Source organism: Marinobacter sp. MA, assembly GCF_048298425.1.
GTDB lineage: Bacteria > Pseudomonadota > Gammaproteobacteria > Pseudomonadales > Oleiphilaceae > Marinobacter > Marinobacter salsuginis.
Genome location: NZ_CP103058.1, coordinates 3,070,069 through 3,091,861 on the forward strand (window position 1 = coordinate 3,070,069; position 21,793 = coordinate 3,091,861).

General features: G+C 57.4%; 19 protein-coding genes. 9 read left to right on the forward strand and 10 right to left on the reverse strand.

Annotated features, from left to right (window positions below; translation table 11 throughout):
• Positions 1-42: 42 nt before the first annotated feature.
• On the forward strand, positions 43-1,371 hold the full coding sequence (locus NUW46_RS14150; RefSeq protein WP_418140415.1) for an ABC1 kinase family protein: 1,329 nt from the start codon (positions 43-45) through the stop codon (positions 1,369-1,371).
• A gap of 18 nt (positions 1,372-1,389) precedes the next feature.
• Here NUW46_RS14150 and NUW46_RS14155 read toward each other — a convergent pair whose 3' ends face one another.
• Complete coding sequence (locus NUW46_RS14155) at positions 1,390-2,067, reverse strand: SIR2 family NAD-dependent protein deacylase (protein ID WP_418140416.1); 678 nt, start codon at positions 2,065-2,067, stop codon at positions 1,390-1,392.
• Positions 2,067-3,470: an FAD-binding oxidoreductase gene (locus tag NUW46_RS14160; protein WP_418140417.1), complete on the reverse strand. Its 1,404-nt coding sequence runs from the start codon at positions 3,468-3,470 to the stop codon at positions 2,067-2,069. The genes NUW46_RS14155 and NUW46_RS14160 overlap by 1 nt, the downstream gene beginning before the upstream one ends.
• A 190-nt stretch (positions 3,471-3,660) precedes the next feature.
• On the opposite strand from NUW46_RS14160, the gene serA reads away from it, so the two are divergent.
• Positions 3,661-4,890 carry a phosphoglycerate dehydrogenase gene (gene serA / locus NUW46_RS14165; protein ID WP_209400783.1) on the forward strand — a complete coding sequence of 410 codons (1,230 nt, stop codon included), beginning with the start codon at positions 3,661-3,663 and terminating at the stop codon, positions 4,888-4,890.
• 67 nt (positions 4,891-4,957) lie between these two features.
• On the opposite strand, the gene NUW46_RS14170 is transcribed toward serA, so the two are convergent.
• Both NUW46_RS14170 and NUW46_RS14175 read right to left on the reverse strand, forming a co-directional pair.
• A complete protein-coding gene (locus NUW46_RS14170) occupies positions 4,958-5,614 on the reverse strand; it encodes an OmpA family protein (RefSeq protein ID WP_222465019.1) in 657 nt (218 codons plus the stop codon).
• A 38-nt stretch (positions 5,615-5,652) separates the two neighbouring features.
• Positions 5,653-6,660 carry an alpha/beta hydrolase gene (locus tag NUW46_RS14175; RefSeq protein WP_069182978.1) on the reverse strand — a complete coding sequence of 336 codons (1,008 nt, stop codon included), beginning with the start codon at positions 6,658-6,660 and terminating at the stop codon, positions 5,653-5,655.
• A 77-nt stretch (positions 6,661-6,737) separates the two neighbouring features.
• Between NUW46_RS14175 and NUW46_RS14180 the strand changes: the two genes are divergently transcribed.
• Positions 6,738-7,631 (forward strand): alpha/beta hydrolase, encoded by an 894-nt coding sequence (locus NUW46_RS14180; protein WP_418140418.1) that lies wholly within the window; start codon positions 6,738-6,740, stop codon positions 7,629-7,631.
• On the opposite strand, the gene NUW46_RS14185 is transcribed toward NUW46_RS14180, so the two are convergent.
• Both NUW46_RS14185 and NUW46_RS14190 read right to left on the reverse strand, forming a co-directional pair.
• Complete coding sequence (locus NUW46_RS14185) at positions 7,609-7,863, reverse strand: GIY-YIG nuclease family protein (RefSeq protein WP_083231791.1); 255 nt, start codon at positions 7,861-7,863, stop codon at positions 7,609-7,611. The genes NUW46_RS14180 and NUW46_RS14185 overlap by 23 nt on opposite strands.
• Positions 7,864-7,876: 13 nt before the next feature.
• Entirely contained in the window at positions 7,877-8,782 is a 906-nt protein-coding gene (locus tag NUW46_RS14190; RefSeq protein ID WP_418140419.1) for a DMT family transporter, read from the reverse strand.
• Positions 8,783-8,950: 168 nt separating this feature from the next.
• On the opposite strand from NUW46_RS14190, the gene dctP reads away from it, so the two are divergent.
• A complete protein-coding gene (gene dctP / locus NUW46_RS14195) occupies positions 8,951-10,030 on the forward strand; it encodes a TRAP transporter substrate-binding protein DctP (protein ID WP_418140420.1) in 1,080 nt (359 codons plus the stop codon).
• Positions 10,031-10,039: 9 nt separating this feature from the next.
• On the opposite strand, the gene NUW46_RS14200 is transcribed toward dctP, so the two are convergent.
• A complete protein-coding gene (locus tag NUW46_RS14200; RefSeq protein ID WP_418140421.1) occupies positions 10,040-10,879 on the reverse strand; it encodes a 23S rRNA (adenine(2030)-N(6))-methyltransferase RlmJ in 840 nt (279 codons plus the stop codon).
• Positions 10,880-11,059: 180 nt separating this feature from the next.
• Between NUW46_RS14200 and NUW46_RS14205 the strand changes: the two genes are divergently transcribed.
• The 5 genes from NUW46_RS14205 to NUW46_RS14225 all read left to right on the forward strand — a co-directional run bounded on the left by NUW46_RS14205 (position 11,060) and on the right by NUW46_RS14225 (position 17,316).
• Positions 11,060-12,355, forward strand: coding sequence for an imelysin family protein (locus tag NUW46_RS14205; RefSeq protein WP_418140422.1), 1,296 nt, complete (start codon positions 11,060-11,062; stop codon positions 12,353-12,355).
• 2 nt (positions 12,356-12,357) lie between these two features.
• On the forward strand, positions 12,358-13,764 hold the full coding sequence (locus NUW46_RS14210; protein ID WP_418140423.1) for a di-heme oxidoredictase family protein: 1,407 nt from the start codon (positions 12,358-12,360) through the stop codon (positions 13,762-13,764).
• 9 nt (positions 13,765-13,773) lie between these two features.
• Positions 13,774-14,808: an imelysin family protein gene (locus tag NUW46_RS14215; protein WP_418140424.1), complete on the forward strand. Its 1,035-nt coding sequence runs from the start codon at positions 13,774-13,776 to the stop codon at positions 14,806-14,808.
• Between the two features lie 16 nt (positions 14,809-14,824).
• A complete protein-coding gene (locus tag NUW46_RS14220) occupies positions 14,825-15,919 on the forward strand; it encodes a DUF1513 domain-containing protein (protein WP_418140425.1) in 1,095 nt (364 codons plus the stop codon).
• A gap of 83 nt (positions 15,920-16,002) precedes the next feature.
• The gene (locus NUW46_RS14225) at positions 16,003-17,316 is read left to right on the forward strand and encodes an MFS transporter (protein ID WP_418140426.1); all 1,314 of its coding nucleotides are present in this window, start codon (positions 16,003-16,005) and stop codon (positions 17,314-17,316) included.
• 15 nt (positions 17,317-17,331) lie between these two features.
• Here the strand turns inward: NUW46_RS14225 and NUW46_RS14230 are convergent, their stop codons facing one another.
• The 3 genes from NUW46_RS14230 to NUW46_RS14240 all read right to left on the reverse strand — a co-directional run bounded on the left by NUW46_RS14230 (position 17,332) and on the right by NUW46_RS14240 (position 21,629).
• Complete coding sequence (locus tag NUW46_RS14230) at positions 17,332-17,697, reverse strand: DUF4870 family protein (protein ID WP_069182968.1); 366 nt, start codon at positions 17,695-17,697, stop codon at positions 17,332-17,334.
• Positions 17,698-17,765: 68 nt separating this feature from the next.
• Entirely contained in the window at positions 17,766-19,406 is a 1,641-nt protein-coding gene (locus NUW46_RS14235; protein WP_069182967.1) for a methyl-accepting chemotaxis protein, read from the reverse strand.
• Between the two features lie 219 nt (positions 19,407-19,625).
• Positions 19,626-21,629: a PhoX family protein gene (locus NUW46_RS14240; RefSeq protein WP_418140427.1), complete on the reverse strand. Its 2,004-nt coding sequence runs from the start codon at positions 21,627-21,629 to the stop codon at positions 19,626-19,628.
• Between the last annotated feature and the right edge of the window lie 164 nt (positions 21,630-21,793).

Genomic DNA, 21,793 nt, shown 5'->3' on the forward strand with positions numbered 1-21,793 from the left:
GACCGGCTAAACCCAAATCCGGTCAAAGGCGTAATGGTATTTATGGCAAAGAAACCGGTTACCTCCCGACGTGGTCGCTTCTTCAAGCTCGCTGGCATGACTGCTTCCGTGGCAGGCCAGTATGCGGGCCAGCGCGCTCGCAGGCTTTTTCGCTCGGAGAACGACGAGGGCGCTCAGAGTGAAAGCTATACCCGCATGGCCGGGCAGATAGCCGACACCCTCGGGGAGCTCAAGGGTGCCGTGATGAAGGTCGGTCAGATTGCCTCCCAGACGCAGGATTTTCTGCCCAGGGAATTCTCGGAAGCCCTGGAAAAACTGCAGAAAGAAGCGCCACCAATGCCGTTCGAGGTAATCGTGGGGCAGATCGAATCCGAGCTCGGGAAGCCGGTCTCCGAATTGTTCGAGTACCTCCAGGAAAAACCTTACGCGGCCGCATCCATCGGTCAGGTGCACCGCGCCCGCCTGCAAGATGGCACCGATGTGATCGTCAAGGTCCAGTATCCCGGCGTAGACGAATCCTGCGACTCGGACCTGAAACAGCTGAGAATGACGCTCAAACTCGGCGGCCTGCTGAAAATGCCAAAGGAGTCCGTGGATAAGCTGTTTGCAGAAATCCGGGAACGCCTGAAAGAAGAGCTGGATTACGAAAACGAGGCCCGGAACATCGAGCTGTTCCGCAAGTTCCACGAACAACAGCCCTGGGTCCTGATCCCGGCGGTCATTCCCGGCCATTCCACCCGGCGGGTGCTGACCATGGAACTGGTGGAGGGCGATCACGTCAGCAAGGTCACCCGGGAGCAATACGATCAGGACACCGTCAACCTGATCGGCCATCGCATCTTCACCCTCATGGCGGACCAGCTATTCCGGTTCCAGTGCATCCACGGCGATCCCCACGCCGGCAACTTCGCCTACCGACCGGACGGCTCCATCATCATGTACGACTTCGGCTGCGTGAAAAAACTCAAGCCGGAGATCGTCGAAGCCTACCGCAACGCCCTCGTGGCCGCGCTTGATGAAGACTATGAGGCCCTGGACCGCTACCTGATCGATCTTGGCGCGCGGGTGGGAAGCCAGCCAGCCGTGGATGAAGCGTATTACGCGATGTGGCGGGACATACTCGTGGTGCCTTTTGAGCAGCGCGACCAACCATACGATTTCGCGGAAGCCGACATTCATAAACGCGTCGCCGAAAAAACCAGCACGGTGTTTAAATACCTCGACTATTTCAAACCACCTGTGGAGAGCATTTTCATTGACCGAATGATTGCTGGCCACTACTGGATGCTGAAAAGACTGGGGGTTCAGGCGGCATTTCGGTCAGAGCTCGAGAAATACCTTAAGGCTTCAGAGACCGCTGCGCCAAGATGAGCCTCGAGAAATGGAGAATTACTTCAGGCTATCAGCCCACTCGGCCACACCCTCGGCAGCCCCCTTGCGAATGACCCGGGCACGGGACACTGAAGCGGGCTCTCCCGGGTCGACGACCGTGATGGGCACATCCATGTCCACCTCATACACCAGCCCCGCCGCCGGATAGACCTGGAGCGACGTCCCTACGATCAGCAGATGATCGGCGGTGCGCACAATGTCGGCGGCCTTTTCCAACATGGGAACTTCCTCACCGAACCAGACGATATGGGGGCGAAGCTGGGCGCCGCGGTCGCAGGTGTCGCCCGGATTGATATCACGATAACCAATGTCGTAAACCAGCTCCGGATACCGTGAACTGCGGGCCTTGGTGAGCTCGCCGTGAAGATGAATGACGTTGCTGGCGCCACCCCGTTCGTGGAGATCGTCCACGTTCTGGGTGATCACCGTTACCCGGTACCGCTTTTCCAACTCTGCCAGCAGGCGATGGGCCCGGTTGGGCTGGGCGGATTCCAGCTGGCGCCGGCGGTCGTTGTAGAACCTCAGCACCAGCTCCTGATTCCGGGCAAACGCCTCGGGCGTGGCCACATCGTACACACTGTGCTGCTCCCACAGCCCGCCGTTGTCACGGAATGTGGAGAGACCGCTCTCGGCGCTGATACCTGCGCCTGTCAGTACAACGATGTGGTCCTGCATCAGTCGAAAATCTTGCCTGGGTTCATGATGCCGTTGGGATCGAATACCTTTTTAATACCTCTCAGGTAAGCGATCTCCGCCTCACTGCGTGTATATTGAAGATAGGGCTTCTTGGTCATACCCACACCGTGCTCGGCTGACACACTGCCCTGGTAGCGCTCGACAATCTCGAACACCCATTTGTTAACCTGCTGGCACTTCTCGAAAAAGTCCTCGTTGGCCATATCTTCCGGCTTGAGGATATTGAGATGCAGGTTGCCATCGCCGATGTGCCCGAACCAGATAATCTCGAAATCCGGATAGTGCTCGGTAACCACGGCGTCGATTTCCTGCAGGAAACCCGGCACCTTGGAGACCACCACGGAGATGTCATTCTTGTAGGGCGTGCGGGGCGCGATGGATTCGGAGATGCGCTCGCGCAACTGCCACAGGTTCTGGGCCTGGGTTTCGCTCTGGCTGATCACACCATCGAGCACCCAGCCGTTCTCCACACATTGCCCAAACAGGGTCATGGCGTCGTCCATCACCTGGTCTGAGACAGATTCGAACTCGAGTAGCGCATAGTAAGGCGCTGCGGTTTCAAACGGCGCCTGCACCTGGCCATGGGCCAGCACGTGCCCCATGGCCTGATGAGAGAAAAACTCATAGGCGGTGAGATCAATTTTTTTCTGGAAAGTCTGCAGCACGTCCATGGTGTTGGTCAGATCGTTCAGCCCCAGCACCAGTACGGTCAGGTTATCCGGCTTGCGGGACAGCTTCATGGTCGCTTCCGTGATAAAGCCTAGCGTGCCCTCTGCACCGATAAACAGGTGGCGCAAATCGTAACCGGTGTTGTTCTTTTCCAGATCCTTGTTCAGATCCAGGATATCGCCCTTGCCAGTGACTACCTTGAGCCCAGCCACCCAGTCCCGGCTCATGCCATAACGGATCACTTTGATACCGCCGGCGTTGGTGGAGAGGTTGCCCCCCAGTTGGCTGGAACCGGCGGAGGCAAAATCTACCGGGTAATACAGATCATTTTCTTCAGCAAAATTCTGGAGCTGCTCGGTCACAACGCCCGCCTGACAGCGAACCACTCGATCACTGGCGTTGAAATCCAGGATCTGGTTCATGTTGTCGAACGCCACAACCACTTCACCATTGGCGGCCACGGCACCGGCACTCAGACCTGTCCGGCCGCCGGAAGGCACCAGCGCCACCTGATTCTCATTGGCGAACTTCACCAGCGCCTGCACCTGCTCAGTGGTTTTGGGCAAGGCAATCGCCAAAGGTTTGGGTGGGTAGATCTTGGTCCAGTCCTTGCCATAGGTATCCAGATCTGCCGGGTCGGTCAGCACCTTGCCGGGTGCATCGCCAGTAGCCATCAGGTCTTTGAGGGAAGCAATGATCTGTTCAGAATTCATGGGCTATTCGGTCTCGTCAGGTTTTGGCCGGAGCATCCTGCAACAGGAGTCACAGACAGTTGATTCAGGCAAACCGGCGCGCTGTGAAAATCTGCGTTTATGGTATCATACCGGCCCTGTTCTGTGAGCCAGCCCCGACGATCACTGGCCACAGGTCATTTCACGTGACGAAAGGTTCGGAAGCAAGCCCATGTCAAATACGTCTCTTGAGAAGAGCAAAATCCGTATCCTGCTGCTGGAAGGCGTCCATCAATCTGCCATTGATACCCTGAACGCTGCGGGCTATACCAACATCGAGTACCTGTCTCACTCGCTGGCCGAGGAAGAGCTGATCGAGAAAATTGCCGATGCGCACTTCATCGGCATCCGCTCGCGCACCCAGCTGACAGAGAAAGTATTTGAAGCCGCCAACAAGCTGGTGGCCGTGGGTTGTTTCTGTATCGGTACCAACCAGGTGGATCTCCAGGCAGCCACCCGGCGCGGCATTGCCGTATTCAACGCGCCCTTCTCCAACACCCGGAGCGTTGCCGAACTGGTTCTGGCCCAGGCCATTCTGCTCCTGCGTGGTGTTCCAGAGAAAAACGCCAAAGCCCATCGCGGCGAATGGCTGAAGTCCGCCAAGGACAGCTATGAAATCCGCGGCAAGAAGCTGGGCATCATCGGCTACGGCAACATCGGCACCCAGTTCAGTGTCCTGGCCGAGGGCCTGGGCATGGATGTGTATTTCTACGATGTAGTGTCAAAGCTGTCGATCGGTAACGCCACTCAGGTGGGCACGCTCCAGGAGCTGCTCAACATTGCCGACGTGGTCAGCCTGCACGTGCCGGAAACACCGGCCACCAAGTACATGTTCAAGGCCGAGCAGTTTGCCCAGATGAAGCCCGGCAGCATTCTGATGAATGCCTCCCGTGGCACGGTTGTCGACATTGATGCCCTGGCCGACGCTCTGCGCAGCGGCAAACTGCTGGGCGCCGCCATCGACGTATTCCCGGTGGAACCCAAATCCAACGATGAGGAGTTTGTGTCTCCTCTACGGGAATTTGATAACGTGATCCTGACCCCGCACGTGGGCGGCTCCACCATCGAAGCCCAGGAGAACATCGGTCGGGAAGTGGCGGAAAAGCTGGCCATGTACAGCGACAACGGCACGTCCGTTTCGTCCGTGAACTTCCCGGAAGTGGCGCTGCCATCCCACCCCAACCAGCACCGCCTGCTGCACATTCACGAGAATGTGCCGGGCGTGATGTCCGAAATCAACCAGGTATTCTCGGAGAACGGCATCAACGTCTGCGGTCAGTACCTGCAAACCAAGGAAGACATTGGTTACGTGGTTGTGGACGTGGACAAAGAATACGGCGAGTTGGCGCTGGAAAAGCTGCTCAAAGTGAAGGGAACGATTCGCTGCCGCGTCCTGTTCTGATTCATGGCCTGAGACAAAAAAACCGGAGCATTTGCTCCGGTTTTTTTATGGCGGTAGAACAGCCTGCTTACTGCATGGGCACCAGCGTCAGTTCAACGCGACGGTTCTGCTCACGACCAGCCGGGGTATCGTTGGACGCCACGGGATAGCGCTCACCATAGCCCACAGCACGGGTGCGCTTGGGCTCAATGCCCTGATTCAGCAGGAAGTCACGTACTGAGGAGGCGCGACGCTCGCTGAGCAGCTGGTTGTAGCTGTCCGAACCGGAGCTGTCGGTATGGCCTTCAATCTGAATAATCGTTTTGTCGAATTCCTTCAGTACCAGAGCAACTGATTCGAGAGTGCCGCTGAATGAAGGCTTGATCGTCGATTCATTCAGGTCAAAGGTGATGTTGCCCGGCATGATCAGCTCAATCTCGTCGCCGTTACGCACTACGCGAACACCGGAACCCTCCAGCTTGCGACGCAGCTCGGCTTCCTGCTTATCCATGTAGTAACCAACGCCACCGCCGATAGCAGCACCACTGGCCGCGCCAATCAGGGCGCCTTTGCCGCGGTCGCTGCTACTGGAAGTTGCAGCACCGATTGCCGCGCCGCCAATCGCGCCAATGATACTTCCCTTGGTCGCATTCGACGTTTTCTCTTCACCCGTGTACGGGTCATAGGTCATACAACCACCAAGACCAAACGTTGCCACCGCAAATGCAAGAATCGTCTTCTTCACAGCTTTCTCCTGTGCCTTGTTTCTTCAGCAAACCCGATTCAACGGGTCCTTTCTGCCGAATTCGTGAATGTATCAATGATGGTATTGAATACGGTTGCCTGTAAATCCTGAGCTTCGTTCACAAGATGATGACGTCCGTCAGGGATTTTCAGTTCCTCCACCGCCGAAAATTTATTCCGGATAATGCGCAAATTGTGTTGCCAATCGACTGTCAGGTCCTTTTCACCTTGCACGACGGTCACTGGAAAGTCGACAGGCCGGGCCGATTCGATATGGGGCACCCACTTTCGCAACGCACTCACCCAATCTACGTGTACGGCCCTGGCCTGGAGCGGATCGTGTTCACGCAGAAACCTCAGAAAACGGCTATTACCGCTGTTCTCCGCAAACACCCGGCGCCAGCGGGAAATGAACGGTTTGGCGATGCTATGGAGTACCTTGGCTCCTAACCAGCCCGCCGGCCTTACCAGTGGCGCCAGCAGCACTACTTTCCGAAAATCCGAGGTCTGCTGATTGTGCTGATTGGACAACAGATAGTCGATCAGGATCGCGCCACCGGTGCTCTGGCCCACCGCAAACCAGGGCTGGCGTACCTTGTCTCTGACCTTGGCCATCACATCTGTCAAGACACCCTGGTATTCGAGAAAACTTCCAATCGCCGCCGGCGTGCCGCTGGAAAGACCATGTCCCGGTTGATCATAAGCCAGCACATCAAAGCCGGCGCCCAGACAGCGGTCAATCAACTGGCTGTAAAGCCCAACATGATCGAAGTAGCCATGCATAATAAACACTGTGCCGCGTTCACCTGCCTGCTCCGGCAACCGGAAATAATGCACCATGACCTCGTGATCACACGCGTTGACGTACCCCTGATGGTAAGCAACGTCCGGGTGCTCCACCCAGAGATCCAGACCGTAAAAGCGGCAGTAGGCGACCATTTCGTCGCTGAGATCCCGCGCGCAGGCCGGATCGAAGGGTTCGAGCCTGTCCAGAAGCGAGTGCCTGTCCCAATCCGGTATTTCTATGGTATCTGTTTTCCAGTACACGTAGAGTTAAACGCCTGTCATGAATAGATTATAAATTTTGGCCTCCAATCCTAACCCATAGCAGGGGAAAGACACAGATGTTGCAACACCTTCTGGAGAGTGCGTTGCGCCAGACCATGAACCGGCTGGTAAGACCGGTTCTCAACCCGACGGTGCCGGTTCCGCTTCAGCGACGCATTGTGCGCCAGGCTTACAGGAGTTCGATACCGCCCAAGGGTGCAAAATTCGAAGCCACCACGGTTGGCGGTATTCCCGTTACCCGAACCAGTTTCAGCATCAAGCCGCACGGCGCTGTTCTCTATCTGCACGGCGGTGGCTATATCATTGGTTCTTCGAGTACCCACCGCGGCATAACCGGGCACCTGGCAAAAACCAGCAATTGCAGCATTGTTACGCCTGATTACCGGCTGGCACCCGAGTTCCCCTTTCCCGCAGCTCTGGACGATGCGGAAGCTTGCTGGAACGGCCTGCTGGAGCAGGGCCTCAAGCCAGAGCAGATCGCTGTCGCAGGGGATTCCGCCGGCGGCGGCCTCGCCGTTGCCCTGGCCATGCGGCTACGCGACAAGCAGCAGTCCCTTCCGGCATCGCTAACAGTATTTTCACCCTGGGTAGACCTCACTCAGGAGCAGCTCTATGAACCCGAATGTGAGCCGGTACTCCAGTCAAGCTGGACCAGTAAGGCAGCAAAGCTCTATGCCGGAAAGGAGTCCCTGAGCAATCCGCTGATCTCACCGGTATTCGGCGACCTGAGCGGCCTGCCGCCCCTGCTGATCCAGGTGGGTAGCCAAGAGATTCTGTTGAATGATGCCGAGCGGCTGGCTGAAGCGGCGAACCGTCAGGATGTGGAAACCCGCCTGGAGATATACAACAGCCTCTGGCACGTTTTTCAGGTGCACAGCGGTCAGCTCGACAGGGCCACAAAGGCGATGGAAACCGCTGGCGAACACATCAAACGTCATCTGGCAGGCTGAGTTCACCCCGGGCAAGGGCCTCTTTCCTTAGCCGGGGCCACTGCTTGATGTGCCACTCCAGACGGGAAGCCTGGCTTCTGTCGCCAGCGGCGGCGCTGAAGACCAGTTCCAATGGCCCCTTTCCCCTCAGACTACGGGCGCCCCTGGGCGCGCCCGCCTGATGCTCCCGGAAACGTCGTTCAACGTCGGTCGTGATTCCGGTGTAGAGCGCTCCACTGGCGGTTCGAACCATGTAGACAAACCAGCTAGCCAAGATTTAACGCCTCTTCCCTGTCTTTGACTTTTTTCTGCTGGATCCAGAGCCCCATCATGATAAGAACCAGGCCAATGTAGGTGGAGGGCAGAATATGCTCCCCCAGAATGAAATAGATGAACACCAGTGAAAGGAAAGGAGAGATGAAAATCAGATTGCTGACTTTCGACGTGTTCTCTGCCTTTTTCATGGCGTAGGACCAGAGCACAAAGGCAATACCCATCTCAAACACACCAACGTAAACCGCAGCGGCGAGCGACGTTCCCGAGGCGAAGTCCAGACCTTCCGTCCACCAGCAAATCAGCAGAATCACCGGGAGCCCACACAGAAAATTCAGGAACAGGCCAACCACCGGATCGCGGGTATCCCGGGTGGCAATAATCCAGTAGGACGCCCAGACCACGGTACTGCCTAGGGCGAGAGATACACCCAGAGGATCCTCGAAACTCAGTGAAGTCACCGCTCCACGGGTGGCAATGACCACTACGCCGGCGTAACAGATCAGGCCCGCCACAATATCGAGCTTGCGCAGCCGGTGCCCAAGAAACGGTACCGACATGTAGGCCAATACCAGCGCCCAGGTGTAATTCAGCGGTTGCGCTTCCTGGGCCGGCAACCTGTCAAACGCCCCGAACAACAAAAAATAGTACAGGCAGGGATTGATCAGCCCCATGCCGAACGACTGGGCGTACTGTTTGCGACTGAGAGAAAACACCAGATGCCAGCGCCCCTGCAGCATCAGAATAACGGCCATGACGACCACAGACGCACTACAGGCAATCAACAGCATCTGAACGGGCGCCAGGTCTCTCAGGGAGAGCTTGAACGCGGTTGCCACCGTTGACCACAAAAGCACGGTGCCAAGGCCATAAAGCATCGCCTGCTTCTGGTTTTTCATTCACGGCCTCCTGCCAGCCACTGGAACTCCATCGATTTTCTCCTCTACCCGCGGGATCGTCTGGCCGACAGTGTAATGCAATCGAACCCTGTTACCCACGGCAGGGCGCATTCTTGTGTTACCTTGTCTACCAATGTCGAAAAGGATTGAGAAAACTGGAGCCCCGTTATGCCCGCTGCCCGTATCAGGTTCTGGCCATTAAGCATCGCCTTGGTCATTGCGCTGGCCGGCTGCTCAGACAGCCAAACCGACCAAGGGCCCGAGGCCGCCAAGGCACCGGAAGCGCCCGAATATCCCGTCACCTGGCGCTTCGCCCTGGAGGAAATCGAGAGTAGCGTTCAACACGCCTATGCCGAAGCCCTTAAAGAACGCATAGAAGAGCGTTCTGAAGGCAAGATTGAAGTCGATATCTTTCCCTACGGCTCTCTCGGCACCTCGGCGCAGCTCACCGAACTCGTCAGGAACGGTTCGGTCAGTCTTGCCTTCGCCTCTCCCGGGCACCTGGCCAACACCATCCCGGAAGTGGGCCTTTTCACCTTGCACTACGTTCTGCCGGACGACGCTGAGGTGACCCGACAGCTTCTGGCGAGTCCGGAACTCCTTAATCTGTTTGAACAGCCCTATGCCGACCAGAACATGAAATTGCTTGGCTTCGTGCCAGAGGGCTGGATGGCCTGGACGGCCAACAAGGCGCTGCGCACACCGGACGATTTCAATGGCCAGCGGATACGCACCATGACATCCGACATGGCCGAGGAAGCCTTTCGAGCCTACGGCGCCGAACCGAGTCAGATCCCCTATTCCCAGGTCTACAGCGACCTCCAACTGCGTAAGATTGATGGCCAGAGCAATCCCGTTTTTGCCATCGAGGAAATGGATTTCTATGAAGTCCAGAGCACCATGACGCTTGCCCGGCCGGCACAATTCGTTGCCTCTGTGGTCTCAAATCTTGATTGGTACAACGCGTTGCCGGAAAACCAGCAACAATGGCTTGATAACGGCCTCAACGATGTTGCGCAGATTGCCTGGGAGACCCAGGAGGAACTGAATCAGACCCGGCTGGAAAAAATGTTGGAAGAAGGACACCTGAAAGTTGTCCGCCTGACAGATGCAGAGCGGGAGGCATTTCGGCAAGCCAGCATGCCTGTGCGTGACCTCTATCTGGAACGAACCGGCGAGAGCGGCCAGCGTATTTTCGAGCGTTTGCAACAACTGATCGAAGAGCTGGACGCCAATAAGCCGGAGTAGACTGCCGGACTATTCCGGCACCAGCCATCCAATATCATGGGTCAGATTCAGAACATCTGGCCCGGCTACATCACTCATCATCGCCGATAAACGGGAATCAAAGCCCCAGGGCGGATTCACCACCAGCATGCCCGATCCGACCATACCCCGCTCCGGCGGCTTTCTGAGATGCACCTCGCTGCACAGCACCTTGCGCACGCCGGTACGCCCGACAGCGTCTTTCAGTTGCTGCTGCAATCCGCTCGTCAGTATCGGATACCAGATAAGATAAACCCCGTGACGGCATTTCTGCCATGCTTTGCCAAGAGTTTCAGCAACCTCAATGTAATCCGATTTGATCTCGTAAGAAGGATCTATGAGCGTGAGCAACCGTGGCTGTTTCGGTGGCAGCTGCTTCAGAAGGCCGGCCAGGCCATCCTGTTTGAGCACGCGGACGGGGGCTTCGGCGGCCCATCCCGTCAGCTGTTCGCTCTCGGATGGATGGAGTTCGAACAACGTCAGAGCATCCGCGGGCCGTAGAAAATGCCGGAACCACACCGGAGACCCCGGGTAAACAGAGAGCTCTCCATCACCGGCATTGAATCCTGCCAGCACGTCCAGAAACGGCTTCCAATCCCCGGACCTTAGCCTATCTCTTCCGCTCCATACCTTTTGAACGCCGTAATCAGCCTCTCCTGTCTTTCGGGCACGCTCACTGCGCAAATCGTATATGGCGCTGCCGGCGTGGGTGTCGAAACAGGCAATGCCGGATGTTTTCGACTGCATCATCGCAAGGGCAAGCGCCAGTGAACTGTGTTTCTGGACATCGGCAAAGTTGCCGGCGTGGAAGGCGTGTAGATAGCTCAACATACAAAAATAGCTCCCTGGTAACGGAGCCATTAAGCCCGATCACAGTTGCCAAGAGCAAGAGACCCGACACGCATCATGGTCACACCCCTATTCCCGCTTGCCTTTTCATCAGTCGGCAACCATAATCGTGAACGCTAATTTTTCTCATTTTCACCACGATTACCAAAAATGGAGAAAGGAATGAAATCCATGTTTCGTCCGGCCCCACTCGCGCTGACAGTGGCCGCCATGCTAACTGCGGGATGCGCTTATACTCCCTGGACCTCAGAGAAGTCAGAACCCGCTACCAAGGCTTCCGTAGTTGATCACTATGCCGACCTTGCTCACGCCAACTATGAAGATGCCCTGATTACCGCCCGCGCGCTGGACTACGCTACCGATCGGCTGATTGCCAACCCGACCGAAGAGAACCTTGCAGCCGCAAAAGAAGCCTGGCTCGCCGCGCGAATCCCCTACCAGCAAACTGAAGTATTCCGGTTTGGCAACGCTATTGTCGATGACTGGGAAGGACAACTGAACGCCTGGCCGCTGGATGAGGGCCTGATCGATTACGTCAAGGCTGACGGCTACCAGCACGAGTTGGGCAACTCCGGGGCCACCGCCAATATCATCGCGAGCAACAGCATCAATGTGGGCGGTGAAACATTGAATGTGGCTTCTCTGTCCCCTGCACTGCTGGCCGATCTGAACGAAGTAGGCGGATCTGAAGCCAACGTAGCTACCGGCTACCATGCAGTTGAATTTTTGCTCTGGGGCCAGGATCTGCACGGTTTCGAAAGCGGCGCCGGTGAGCGCCCGGTTACGGATTACGCCGAGGGCGCTGATTGCACCAATGGCAATTGTGAACGTCGCGGGGAATACCTGGACGCGGTAACCGACCTTCTGGTCTCAGATCTGGAGTGGATGGTGGCCCAGTGGGCACCCGGTGCCAACGACAATTATCGCGCCCAGCTGACTGCCGCCGACGCCAATGAAGGTGTTCAGAAAATGCTGTTCGGAATGGGCTCCCTGTCCCTGGGTGAACTGGCCGGTGAACGGATGAAGGTTGCCCTGGAGGCCAACTCCTACGAAGATGAGCACGACTGCTTCAGCGACAATACCCACAATTCCCATTACTACAACGGCCAGGGCATCCAGAATGTCTATACCGGCACCTACCGTCGTGTCGACGGCAGCCTGGTGACTGGACCCTCTCTGTCTGACCTTGTCCAGCAGAGCAACCCTGAACTGGATGCGCGCCTGAACAACCAGTTGGATGCGTCCATGGAAGCCCTCGCCCTGATGAAGGCTCGTGCAGAGAGCAGCGAGAACCCCATGGCATTCGATACCATGATCGCACCGGGGAACGCCGAAGGTACCCGGATCGTCAACGGCGCGATCATGGCGCTGGTCGCTCAGACCGGATCCATTGAGCAGGCTGCGCGGGACCTTGGCATCGAAGCCCTGTCTCCGGATGACGCCGGTCACGCGTTCTGAGCATGATGAGACCGTTCGCCTTGATCGGTGCGCTGGCAATTGCCAGCGCACCCGTCTCCGCCCAAACCCACGCGGGTTACCCTATTCAGACCACTCCCGCCACCGGTGGCGAGGGGACGGTTCAGCAGTCAGATACCAACGCCTATTCGCTGCCCCAGGGCAATCTGTCCATGACCAAGCGTCTGGATTTCAGCGTGGGCAACAGCTTCTTCCGGAACCCCTGGGTCGAGGCACCGGCGAGCACCGATGCCCGTGATGGTCTTGGCCCGCTGTTCAACACCAACTCCTGCCAGGGATGCCACATCAAGGATGGTCGCGGACATCCCCCCGGTGTTGATGAACCGCCAGTCTCCCTGTTTCTGAGGCTGGCAGTGCCTGCTGACCCGGTACGGGACGCCGAACTTCTGCGCAAGCACGGTTTTAAACCGGCACCGGTCTACGGCAGCCAGTTGCAGACCGCTGCACTTCCCGCGGCAAAGCCCGAGGCCGATCTCGTCATTGAATGGACGCCGGTGAAAAAGACCCTGGCCGACGGCACTGTTGTGGAATTGCGCAAGCCTGTGTATCGCATCGAAAACCCAAACTACGGTCCGTTGCCCGACGACCTGCTGGTTTCACCCCGGGTAGCACCGCAGATGATCGGAATGGGCCTGCTGGAAGCCATCCCCATCGAAAAGCTGCAAGCCCTTCATGACCCTGACGATGCCGACGGCAATGGCATTTCCGGAAAACTCAACCAGGTCTGGGATCTGGCAACGGAACAGACGCGGCCTGGCCGATTTGGCTGGAAGGCGGCGGAGCCGGATGTCCACCAGCAAAGCATGGGTGCCTTCGCCGGAGATATGGGCCTGACCTCGACCCTGAAACCCACGACCGACTGCATGCCCGAGCAGAACTGTGAGCGGTTCGCCCATGGCGGCGAACCGGAAGTAAGCGATAAGGTTGCCAACTTTGTGACCTTCTATGCCAGGAGCCTTGCCGTTCCGGCACGCCGAAATCTTGAGTCCGGTTCGGTTCAACAAGGAGCAAAACTGTTCAACGAAATTGGCTGCGCTGGTTGTCATACTCCCCGACACCAGACGGGTGAGGTAGCCGAACGCCCGGATCTCAGCAATCAGACTATCTGGCCCTACACAGATCTGCTGCTCCATGACATGGGCCCGGCTCTGGCGGATGGACGTGATGAATTCCTGGCCAATGGCAACGAATGGCGAACACCCCCGCTGTGGGGCATTGGACTGGCGCAAGTAGTGAATCCTCAGGCCGGGTTCCTGCACGACGGTCGCGCCCGCACACTGGAAGAAGCCGTGCTCTGGCATGGTGGTGAGGCAGCGACAGCCACCGATCGCTACCGCCAGATGTCATCCGGGGATCGTTCGGCCCTGATTGATTTCCTGAATTCACTCTGAGGATCAGCCATGCAACCGATCACCAGACTGCTGTGCACATTTATCCTCGCAGCAACATCGCCCCTGGTGTGGGCAAGCGATGCCACCAGCCAGGCCCGCCAGCAATGGTATGAGGGCATTGCGACTGGCTATCAGTCGCTGAAAAAAGAAACGGGCGCTTTGGCTGAACGCGCCCGGGACTACTGCCGGAATCCTGCCCCGCAAAGCCGGGAACAACTGGAAGCCGCCTGGCTGGATGCCTTCCTGGCCTGGCAGCGGGTGCGCTTTGTCGATTTCGGACCGGTCGAAAACAACAATCTTTCCTGGCAGTTCCAGTTCTGGCCCGACCCGAAGAATCTGGTCGCGCGGAAAGCAGCTTACCTGACCGGCGACGAGGAACCGATCACTCCGCAGGTGATCAGCCGATCCGGCGTGGCCGTTCAGGGCTTCCCGATGATTGAATACCTGCTGTTCGATCAGACAATTAATACCGGGGATAACAAACTGCCCGCCCCCCGGACCTGCGAACTGCTGACCGGCGTGGCTGCCCACGTAGAGAGCAACAGCGACGAATTAATGACCCGATGGCAGGGCTTCAGGCCTCACTACTTGAAGAGCGAACAGTACTTCGACACTACCGTCCGCGCTGGGATGGCCGCACTGGAGATCCTCGAGGAGCGCCGACTGGCCCAACCAATGGGTCTGCGCGGGAATGGAAAGCGCAATCCTTACATCACGGACGCCTGGCGCAGCGGCGAAACACTGAAGACCATAGAGGCCACAGTCGATGGCCTGGACCAGTTCTTTTTGCCAGGGCTCACGACAGCGCTTGAAGGCAACGAAGAGAAGCACCTTGCTGAGCGCATTCGTAATCAGTTCAACGAAGTTCAGCAAAACTTTCCTGGTGCCTATCTTCCCATGGCAACGGCGCTCGACGAAGAAGACCAATTCCGGGTCCTTCAGGGCCTCTACGTGGACGTTTCGCAGTTGACCATTCTGGTGAATGACCAGGCCGCGGTTGCTCTCAACGTCGTAAGAGGCTTCAACTCGAGCGATGGCGACTGAGGAGGCGGCTGTTCCTATGCGTTTGCACCGGCGGACCTTTCTCAAAGCATCCGTTGGCGGTGGTATTGCACTCGCCCTGACCGGCTGTTCAATGCTTCCGCGAAAAGCCTCGGGCGAACCAGACCACTATGCCGGCGCCATCGGCTTACCGGATGGCAGCTTTGGCGTCAGCGCGTTCGATCGCACCGGTAACGTCCTCTGGCAAACGCCGGTTCAAACACGCTGCCACAGCGGGTGCAACCGGCCTGCCAGGGGCGAAACCCTTTTCTTTGATCGTCGCCCCGGGTGGTCGTTTTATGTGTTCGATACAACGACCGGAGCTTTCAAACACCGCATAGACGCGGCAGCCGGCGAGCACTTCGTCGGCCACGGTGTTTTTTCCCTGGATGGCCGCTGGCTATACGTAACCGCCAGCCGGTACGAACAGGGCGAAGGCATTATTGCGGTATACGACGCGGAAAAGGAGTACCAGCGAACCGATACCTTCGATCTTAACGGCATTGGTCCCCACGAGCTGACCATGCACCCGGACGGCGAAACCCTGGTGATCGGACTCGGGGGTATCCTGACCCACCCGGACTACGACCGTATAAAGCTGAATCTAGATACCATGGATCCTGCCCTGCTTCTGATGAATCGTCATTCCGGCAAAATCGTTGGACGTTTCAAGCCGCCCCATCATCAGCAAAGTGCCCGCCATGTAAGCGTCAGCGGGAGTGGCCGAGTGTACGTGGCCTTTCAGCATCAGGGTCCGCAGTACGAAACGCCGCCCCTACTGGCGCGCCTTGAACAGGGAAAACTGCGCGAATACCGATTCGATGCGGACACCCAGAAAGCTATGGCCAACTACATAGCCAGTGTCGTTGCCCATCCAGAGAACGACCTTGTTGCTGCCGCCTCACCTGTTGGCGGCACAGCCATTATCTTCAGGGCCAGTACCGGTGAACTTATGAACCGCGCCTCCATCGCCGATTGCGCCGGTGTCCAGGCCCTGGCCGGGGGCGACTTCCTGATCTCCTCCGGCCAGGGCAAGCTGGTTCGGATGGGCGCTACCACACCGGCCAGGGAACTGGCAGACCTTCCTGTTTACTGGGATCACCATCTGGTCTGATTAGCGGCAACCACCGTACTCCGCACTTAAGGATACCGGTCCACACTGGTATCCTTCTGACTCATTTTCCGGAGGACAGCGGTTTGCCCGAGAGCAGAAAGGACACCATCGACCAGCTTTACAGCCTGATTGCCAACGAAGAAGACGCACGGGTCTGCAAAGACATTCCGGAGGAAGCCTGTCGCGAGGTACCCCGAAATTTCTTCCTGATTCTCGCCAGCAACGTCCTGACCAAGCTGGGCGATCTCCTCATCAGTCCGAAAACCGTCCTGGCCTGGTTGATGAGTGCCATAGGTGCTCCTGCACTGGTGGCCTGGCTGGTTCCGATCCGCGAATCCGGCTCTCTCGTTCCACAAATGGTCATCGCAGCCTGGGTGCGCCGCAAACCCGTTCGCAAGTGGTTCTGGACCCTCGGAAGTTTCGGCCAGGCTGCCAGTGTGGTGGCCATGGCGGCGAGCATCTGGTTTTTCGAAGGCTATGTCGCAGGTTCCGGGATCATAGCCGCCCTCATTGTGTTTTCCCTGGCCCGAGGATTCTGCTCGGTATCCATGAAAGATGTTCAGGGCAAATGCATTCCGAAAACCCGCAGGGGGAGACTTGGCGGACTGGCCTCTACCATTGGCGGCACGGCCACCGTTGTGCTGACCGCCCTCCTGTTCTGGGAACGCGGCGACCCGACCATTGCGTTCTATACCGTGCTACTACTTCTCGCCGGTGTTCTCTGGGTCATTGCCGGATTCCTGTTTGCCGGAGTAGAAGAGTACGAAGGTGAAACCGGAGGTGGCGGTAACGCCATCACCGAAGCGTTCCAGAGCCTTTCCCTGCTCCGCGATGACGCACCGTTCAGACACTTCGTGATTACCCGGGCGCTTTTACTGTGCTCGGCCCTGGCGTCGCCCTACTTCGTGGTGCTTGCACAGAAGGAGTCCGACATTGGCTGGATGCTGGGCATCTTCCTGTTGGCCAGCAGTCTGGCCAGTTCCCTCAGTGCCAGCTTCTGGGGCTGGGCCGCGGACACCTCAAGCCGTAGAGTCATGATCCGTGGCGCTGCAATGGCCAGCGGCGTGTGTCTGCTCGTCGGTCTTACCGCGCTGTTTATCGGGACGGAAATCGGCAGTGTGTGGTTCTACCCGGTCGCCTTTTTCGTTCTGAGTATCGCCCACGCCGGCGTCAGACTGGGGCGCAAAACCTATCTGGTGGATATGGCAGGCGGCAACAAACGCACCGATTACACGGCGGTGAGCAACACGGTCATTGGTGTTCTTCTGCTGGTTACCGGCGGTCTGACCGCCCTCGTATCGATGATCTCAGAGGTAGCAGTCATCATTGTTCTGGGATTGATGGGGCTGGCAGGGATGTTCAGCGCAATCCGCCTGAAGGAAGTCACCGAAGACTGATCAGGGGCGCCCTCCTCAGGAGGGTGCCTTGCCATCGTTCAGAGCCAGAGCGCCTTTGACGATCCGGTAGATGATCCAGATAGAAATACCAAGGAGAATGAACCAGCCGATAATAATCGGCGTGGTCACAATGCCAATCACCGTCCAGAGCAGGCCAATCCAGAAGGTGCGGATCTGCCAGCGGAAGTGCTGCTCCACCCAGGTATTGCGAACGTCGTCCAGCTTCACGTAATTGATAATTACACCCACCAGACCGGTAATGCCTCCCACGAAAAAAGACAGTGCCTGAAGGATATAGACCACCACCGCCAGGTTACGCGCCGGGTCACTGCGGCGGGAAGCGGGATCCGTGTCGGCAGGTATAAACTCCGGTTCAGCCAAGACAACTCTCCTATCGATTGGACAATTGGAGTCTAGCACAGCCTCTAGAGTCGATAATCCCGACCCGGTCAGTGATTATCCGGACGGTAGCCCAGGCGGAAACCGCCCCAATGCTTGCCATTCACATAGATCGGCACCGAGAGATCATGCATGATTTCGCCGGTATCCCGTCGATAGGTCTGCAAAAGCATGTTCTCGGTGTGCTGACCACAGCGGATACCCGTGCGATCGTTGAACAGCCGCTTGCTTCGGCTTTTAACCAGATCCACCTTCGGATCTCCGGTTGGTGCGTGTGCAAAATCCCGGTTATGGGTCGGTACATACCCGTCGGGCGCAGCCGCTATGGCAAAGACAATGGCCTCATGGGCGTTCTTCACCTGTTCCTGAATGGCCGGCAGGTACTGATCAGTAAACTTGTCAAAGCTGCTGGAGTATTTCGGCGGATGCGTGTTCGGGATGGGAGTCCGCGTCTTGTCGAACAGAGCGCTTTCCGAAAGCTTGCCGTCCCGTATGGCCTGCTCGAACATCTGGCCAATCTGGTCAGCGCCGGCTTTTGCCTGATCGAAAAAGGGCCGGTGATAACTTGCTTCGCTGTTCAAGGCGAATGAAGCATTGGCTTTTTCTGCCAGTTCCATCAGCGTCGCAGCCTGCTCTGCCAGTGAAGAAACGCTGGTATCACTCTCCGAGATCTGGTCACGCACCGTTTCAATGGCGGAGAACACCTGGGCCAGACTCTGCTCGTTGTTCTGGTCGATCTCGGCAATTCGGGCTACTTGCTGCTGAACCCGGTCCGACTGGGAACTGATCTGGTCCAATCGCTCGCCCACGCTCTCAACTGAGGCGAGTCCTTCCTCGATGCTGCGGGCAAGGTCTTCAATGCGAGACACGATCAACGTGGTATCGGACCGTATTTCTTCCAGCGTTTCAGCCACTTCCCCCGTCGCCTGGGCTGTTCGGCCCGCCAGTTGGCGCACTTCGTCGGCAACCACTGCGAAACCGCGCCCCTGATCACCTGCCCTGGCGGCCTCGATGGCCGCATTGAGAGCAAGCAGGTTGGTCTGTTCAGCGATTCCCTGGATTGTGGTGGTTACACCCTGGATCTTGTTGGATTTCTCGTTCAGCTCCTGGATCAGCCGCAGATTTTCCCCGGACTGCTGATGCACTGCCCTGACGCTGTCGATGGCGGAGACAAGGGCCTCACGTCCCTCGGTGCTGACCTGTTTGTTCTGCAAAGCCATGGTGGCCGCATCCGTGGCCTGTTCCGAGGACTCCCGGACCGTCTCGGTAATCTGGCCTGCGTAGTCGGCCATTTGAGCGGTTTCTTCAACCTGACGATCGAGCCGGAGCTTCAGTTGATCAGCGGCAAAAGACACCTGGGCCGCCGATATTGCGTTCCTGTCGGCGCTTCCAGACAGGGTTTCTACCAACGCGCGTCCGGCCCTGGCATCGGCAAGCAATTGGTGACACTGGGCATGCAGCGGATGATTGTCAGACAGGGTGCCGTCATTCAGAGCCTTGAGGCCCCGTTCAGTTGGCTCCAACACCCGGACAATGAGGAAACCGCCAGCGGCCGCGAGGCCGACGACGAGCCCGATCAAAGTGGACGCAGGTTCCAGACCTAACAAAGGCGCCACCACTGCACAGACGACCGCAAGAACAACGGCAACCGCCAACCCCCATAGAATTGAAGCCCGATCCAGTAAGCCCATAGAAACCTCTTCTTTTTCGTTGCTTCTGCAAACATTTTGTTATTAAAGGCCATTGTGGAGACTAAAGAATTGACATGAGTTTATAACTCATACTTTAGTGTATTTAATATACATATCGGCGGGGAATAGCATTTCTGAAACAAAAAACCGCAAACCCGACTCACTCTGTTACCGAGCAGGCCGGGTTTGCGGTGTTCAGATTATTACTTCAATGTTGGCTCAGGCGCCAATCACGCCTCCATCGTCCTTGGTGACGATGACGGTTGCGTCACGCGGGCGCGGATCACTGGAATCTGGCCAGTTGCCATCGGGGTGCTGGATGTTGACGAACATGGTCTTCACATCAGGAGTGGAGACAACGCCGGTAACCTCACAACCTACGGGACCGACGAAGAAGCGCTTGATTTCGCGGGTCTCGGGGTTGGCAGCCAGCATCATGTTGTTCTGGTAGGGCGCTGCATCGGAGCCATCGGTCTGGATCCAGAGGCGACCGTTATAGTCGAACCACAGGCCATCCGGGCTGTTGAAGATGTTGTCGTCAGTCAGGGATACGATCACCTCGTCATCCACCACGGTTTCCGTACCCTGCTCACCGGCAAAGACGAAGATGTCCCAATCGAAGCTGGTGGCAGTATGGTCATTGCCTTCTTCACTCCAGCGGATGATATGACCGGTGCGGTTGTTGGCGTTCGGGTTAGCCGCGTTAACCTGTTCTTCCGTCCGGCGAGAGTTGTTGGTCAGCGTGAAATAAACCTGGCCCGAATTCGGGTCGACAGCCCCCCACTCCGGGCGGTCCATCGGGGTTGCACCGGCGATATCGGCGGCCAGACGAGTGTTCAGAAGAACGTCAGCCTGGCTTTCGAAACCGTCAAACTGGACATCACCCACCTGAGTGCCCTCGGCTGCAGCAACCTTGGCTGCAAAGTCCGCGTCGTCGAGATCCAGTGACAACCAGTCGCCGGAGCCGTCGTCATTGAACCGGGCTACGTACAGAGTACCTTCATCCAACAGATATCCACCGGCGGTGGCGGCGTAGTAGGGCTTCGACGATACGAACTTGTAGATGTACTCAAAACGGGAGTCATCGCCGGAATAGCAAACCACCGGCTCGCCTTCCTTTGCCGGTGCGAAGATGACGCCCTCGTGACCGAAACGGCCCAACGCAGTTCGTTTTTGCGGCTTGCTTTCAGGAGTAAACGGATCGATCTCGACCATATAGCCGTACGTGTTGGCCTCGTTGCGATAGTCATCCGCAGCGGTTGCGCCGATCGTGCTCACGTTGAATCGAACGTACTGGTCCGCGGCGCTATCCGCCAGTTCCCAATCATATCGGCTGGAACTGCCTACACCATGGCGGGTCTGCTCACGTGGCTGCGTGGCATCGCCATTGGCGAAGTAGCCGTGCCAGTTTTCTTCTGCAGCGAGGTAAGTTCCCCAGGGCGTCGGACCCATCGCACAGTTGTTGAGAGTGCCGCGGGTCTCGGTGGCATCCGGGCTGTACTTGGTGATCAGCTTGCTGTAGCCACGAACCGGGCCACGGATATCCATTTCGGTGTTACCCGTAATACGACGGTTGAACGGGCTGCCAAACACGATGTCCCACTTGCCATTGGTGTCGCGTTTAATGTGAACGACAGAAACACCGTGTGCTGCGATTTCCTTGCGCACTTCGTCCGCAGGGCGCATATCGTTTACATAGGTTGCGCCGTTGGCATGCAGGGCACCCTGGTTGATGTACTCGTGGTTCATCACGAGCAGACCTTCACTGGAGCTGTTGCCGCCCGCTTTCAGATCGATGGGGAAGAAATGCACACCGTCATGGTGCATACCCATCTGCTGTTCCTGCTCGGCGCCGGTATTGGTGCCATCCGGCTTGTAGGCAGGGTAAGACCCTGTAATGGGCGTGCCCCACGGCAGGAATGCCTCAGTAGAGTAACCTTCGGGAACAACTACCTCGTTGGCTGTAGATGTCGGTACCGCCTTGAAGCCGATATCGGTACTTGAAACATTGCTGCTGGTGGTGCCGTCGTTGCTGTCGCTGCCACAACCTGCCAGGCCCAGGCCCATCACACTGGCAAGGGCAGCTCCAACGCTGCCTTTCATCAGGGTGCGGCGCTGCATGCGCGCGGCCAGGACCTGGTGGAAGGGGGTGTTTTCAGTGTGGTTGACTACCGGCTCGTAGTTGGGATCCAGGTAATTGGGATCAAGGTCGTGCTTAGCCATGTTATTGCCTCTCTCAAAGAACAGCGGGTCAATGTTGTTGAGAGGCCAGTTTCGGCGGGAAATATGACAGTAAGCGGAAGTTAAAAAGACAAATTCGTTAACATTAGTTTACAAGCGCTCGAACCGGGGGACCGACCGCTCCGTGCAATCTGTTGCGGCGGAGC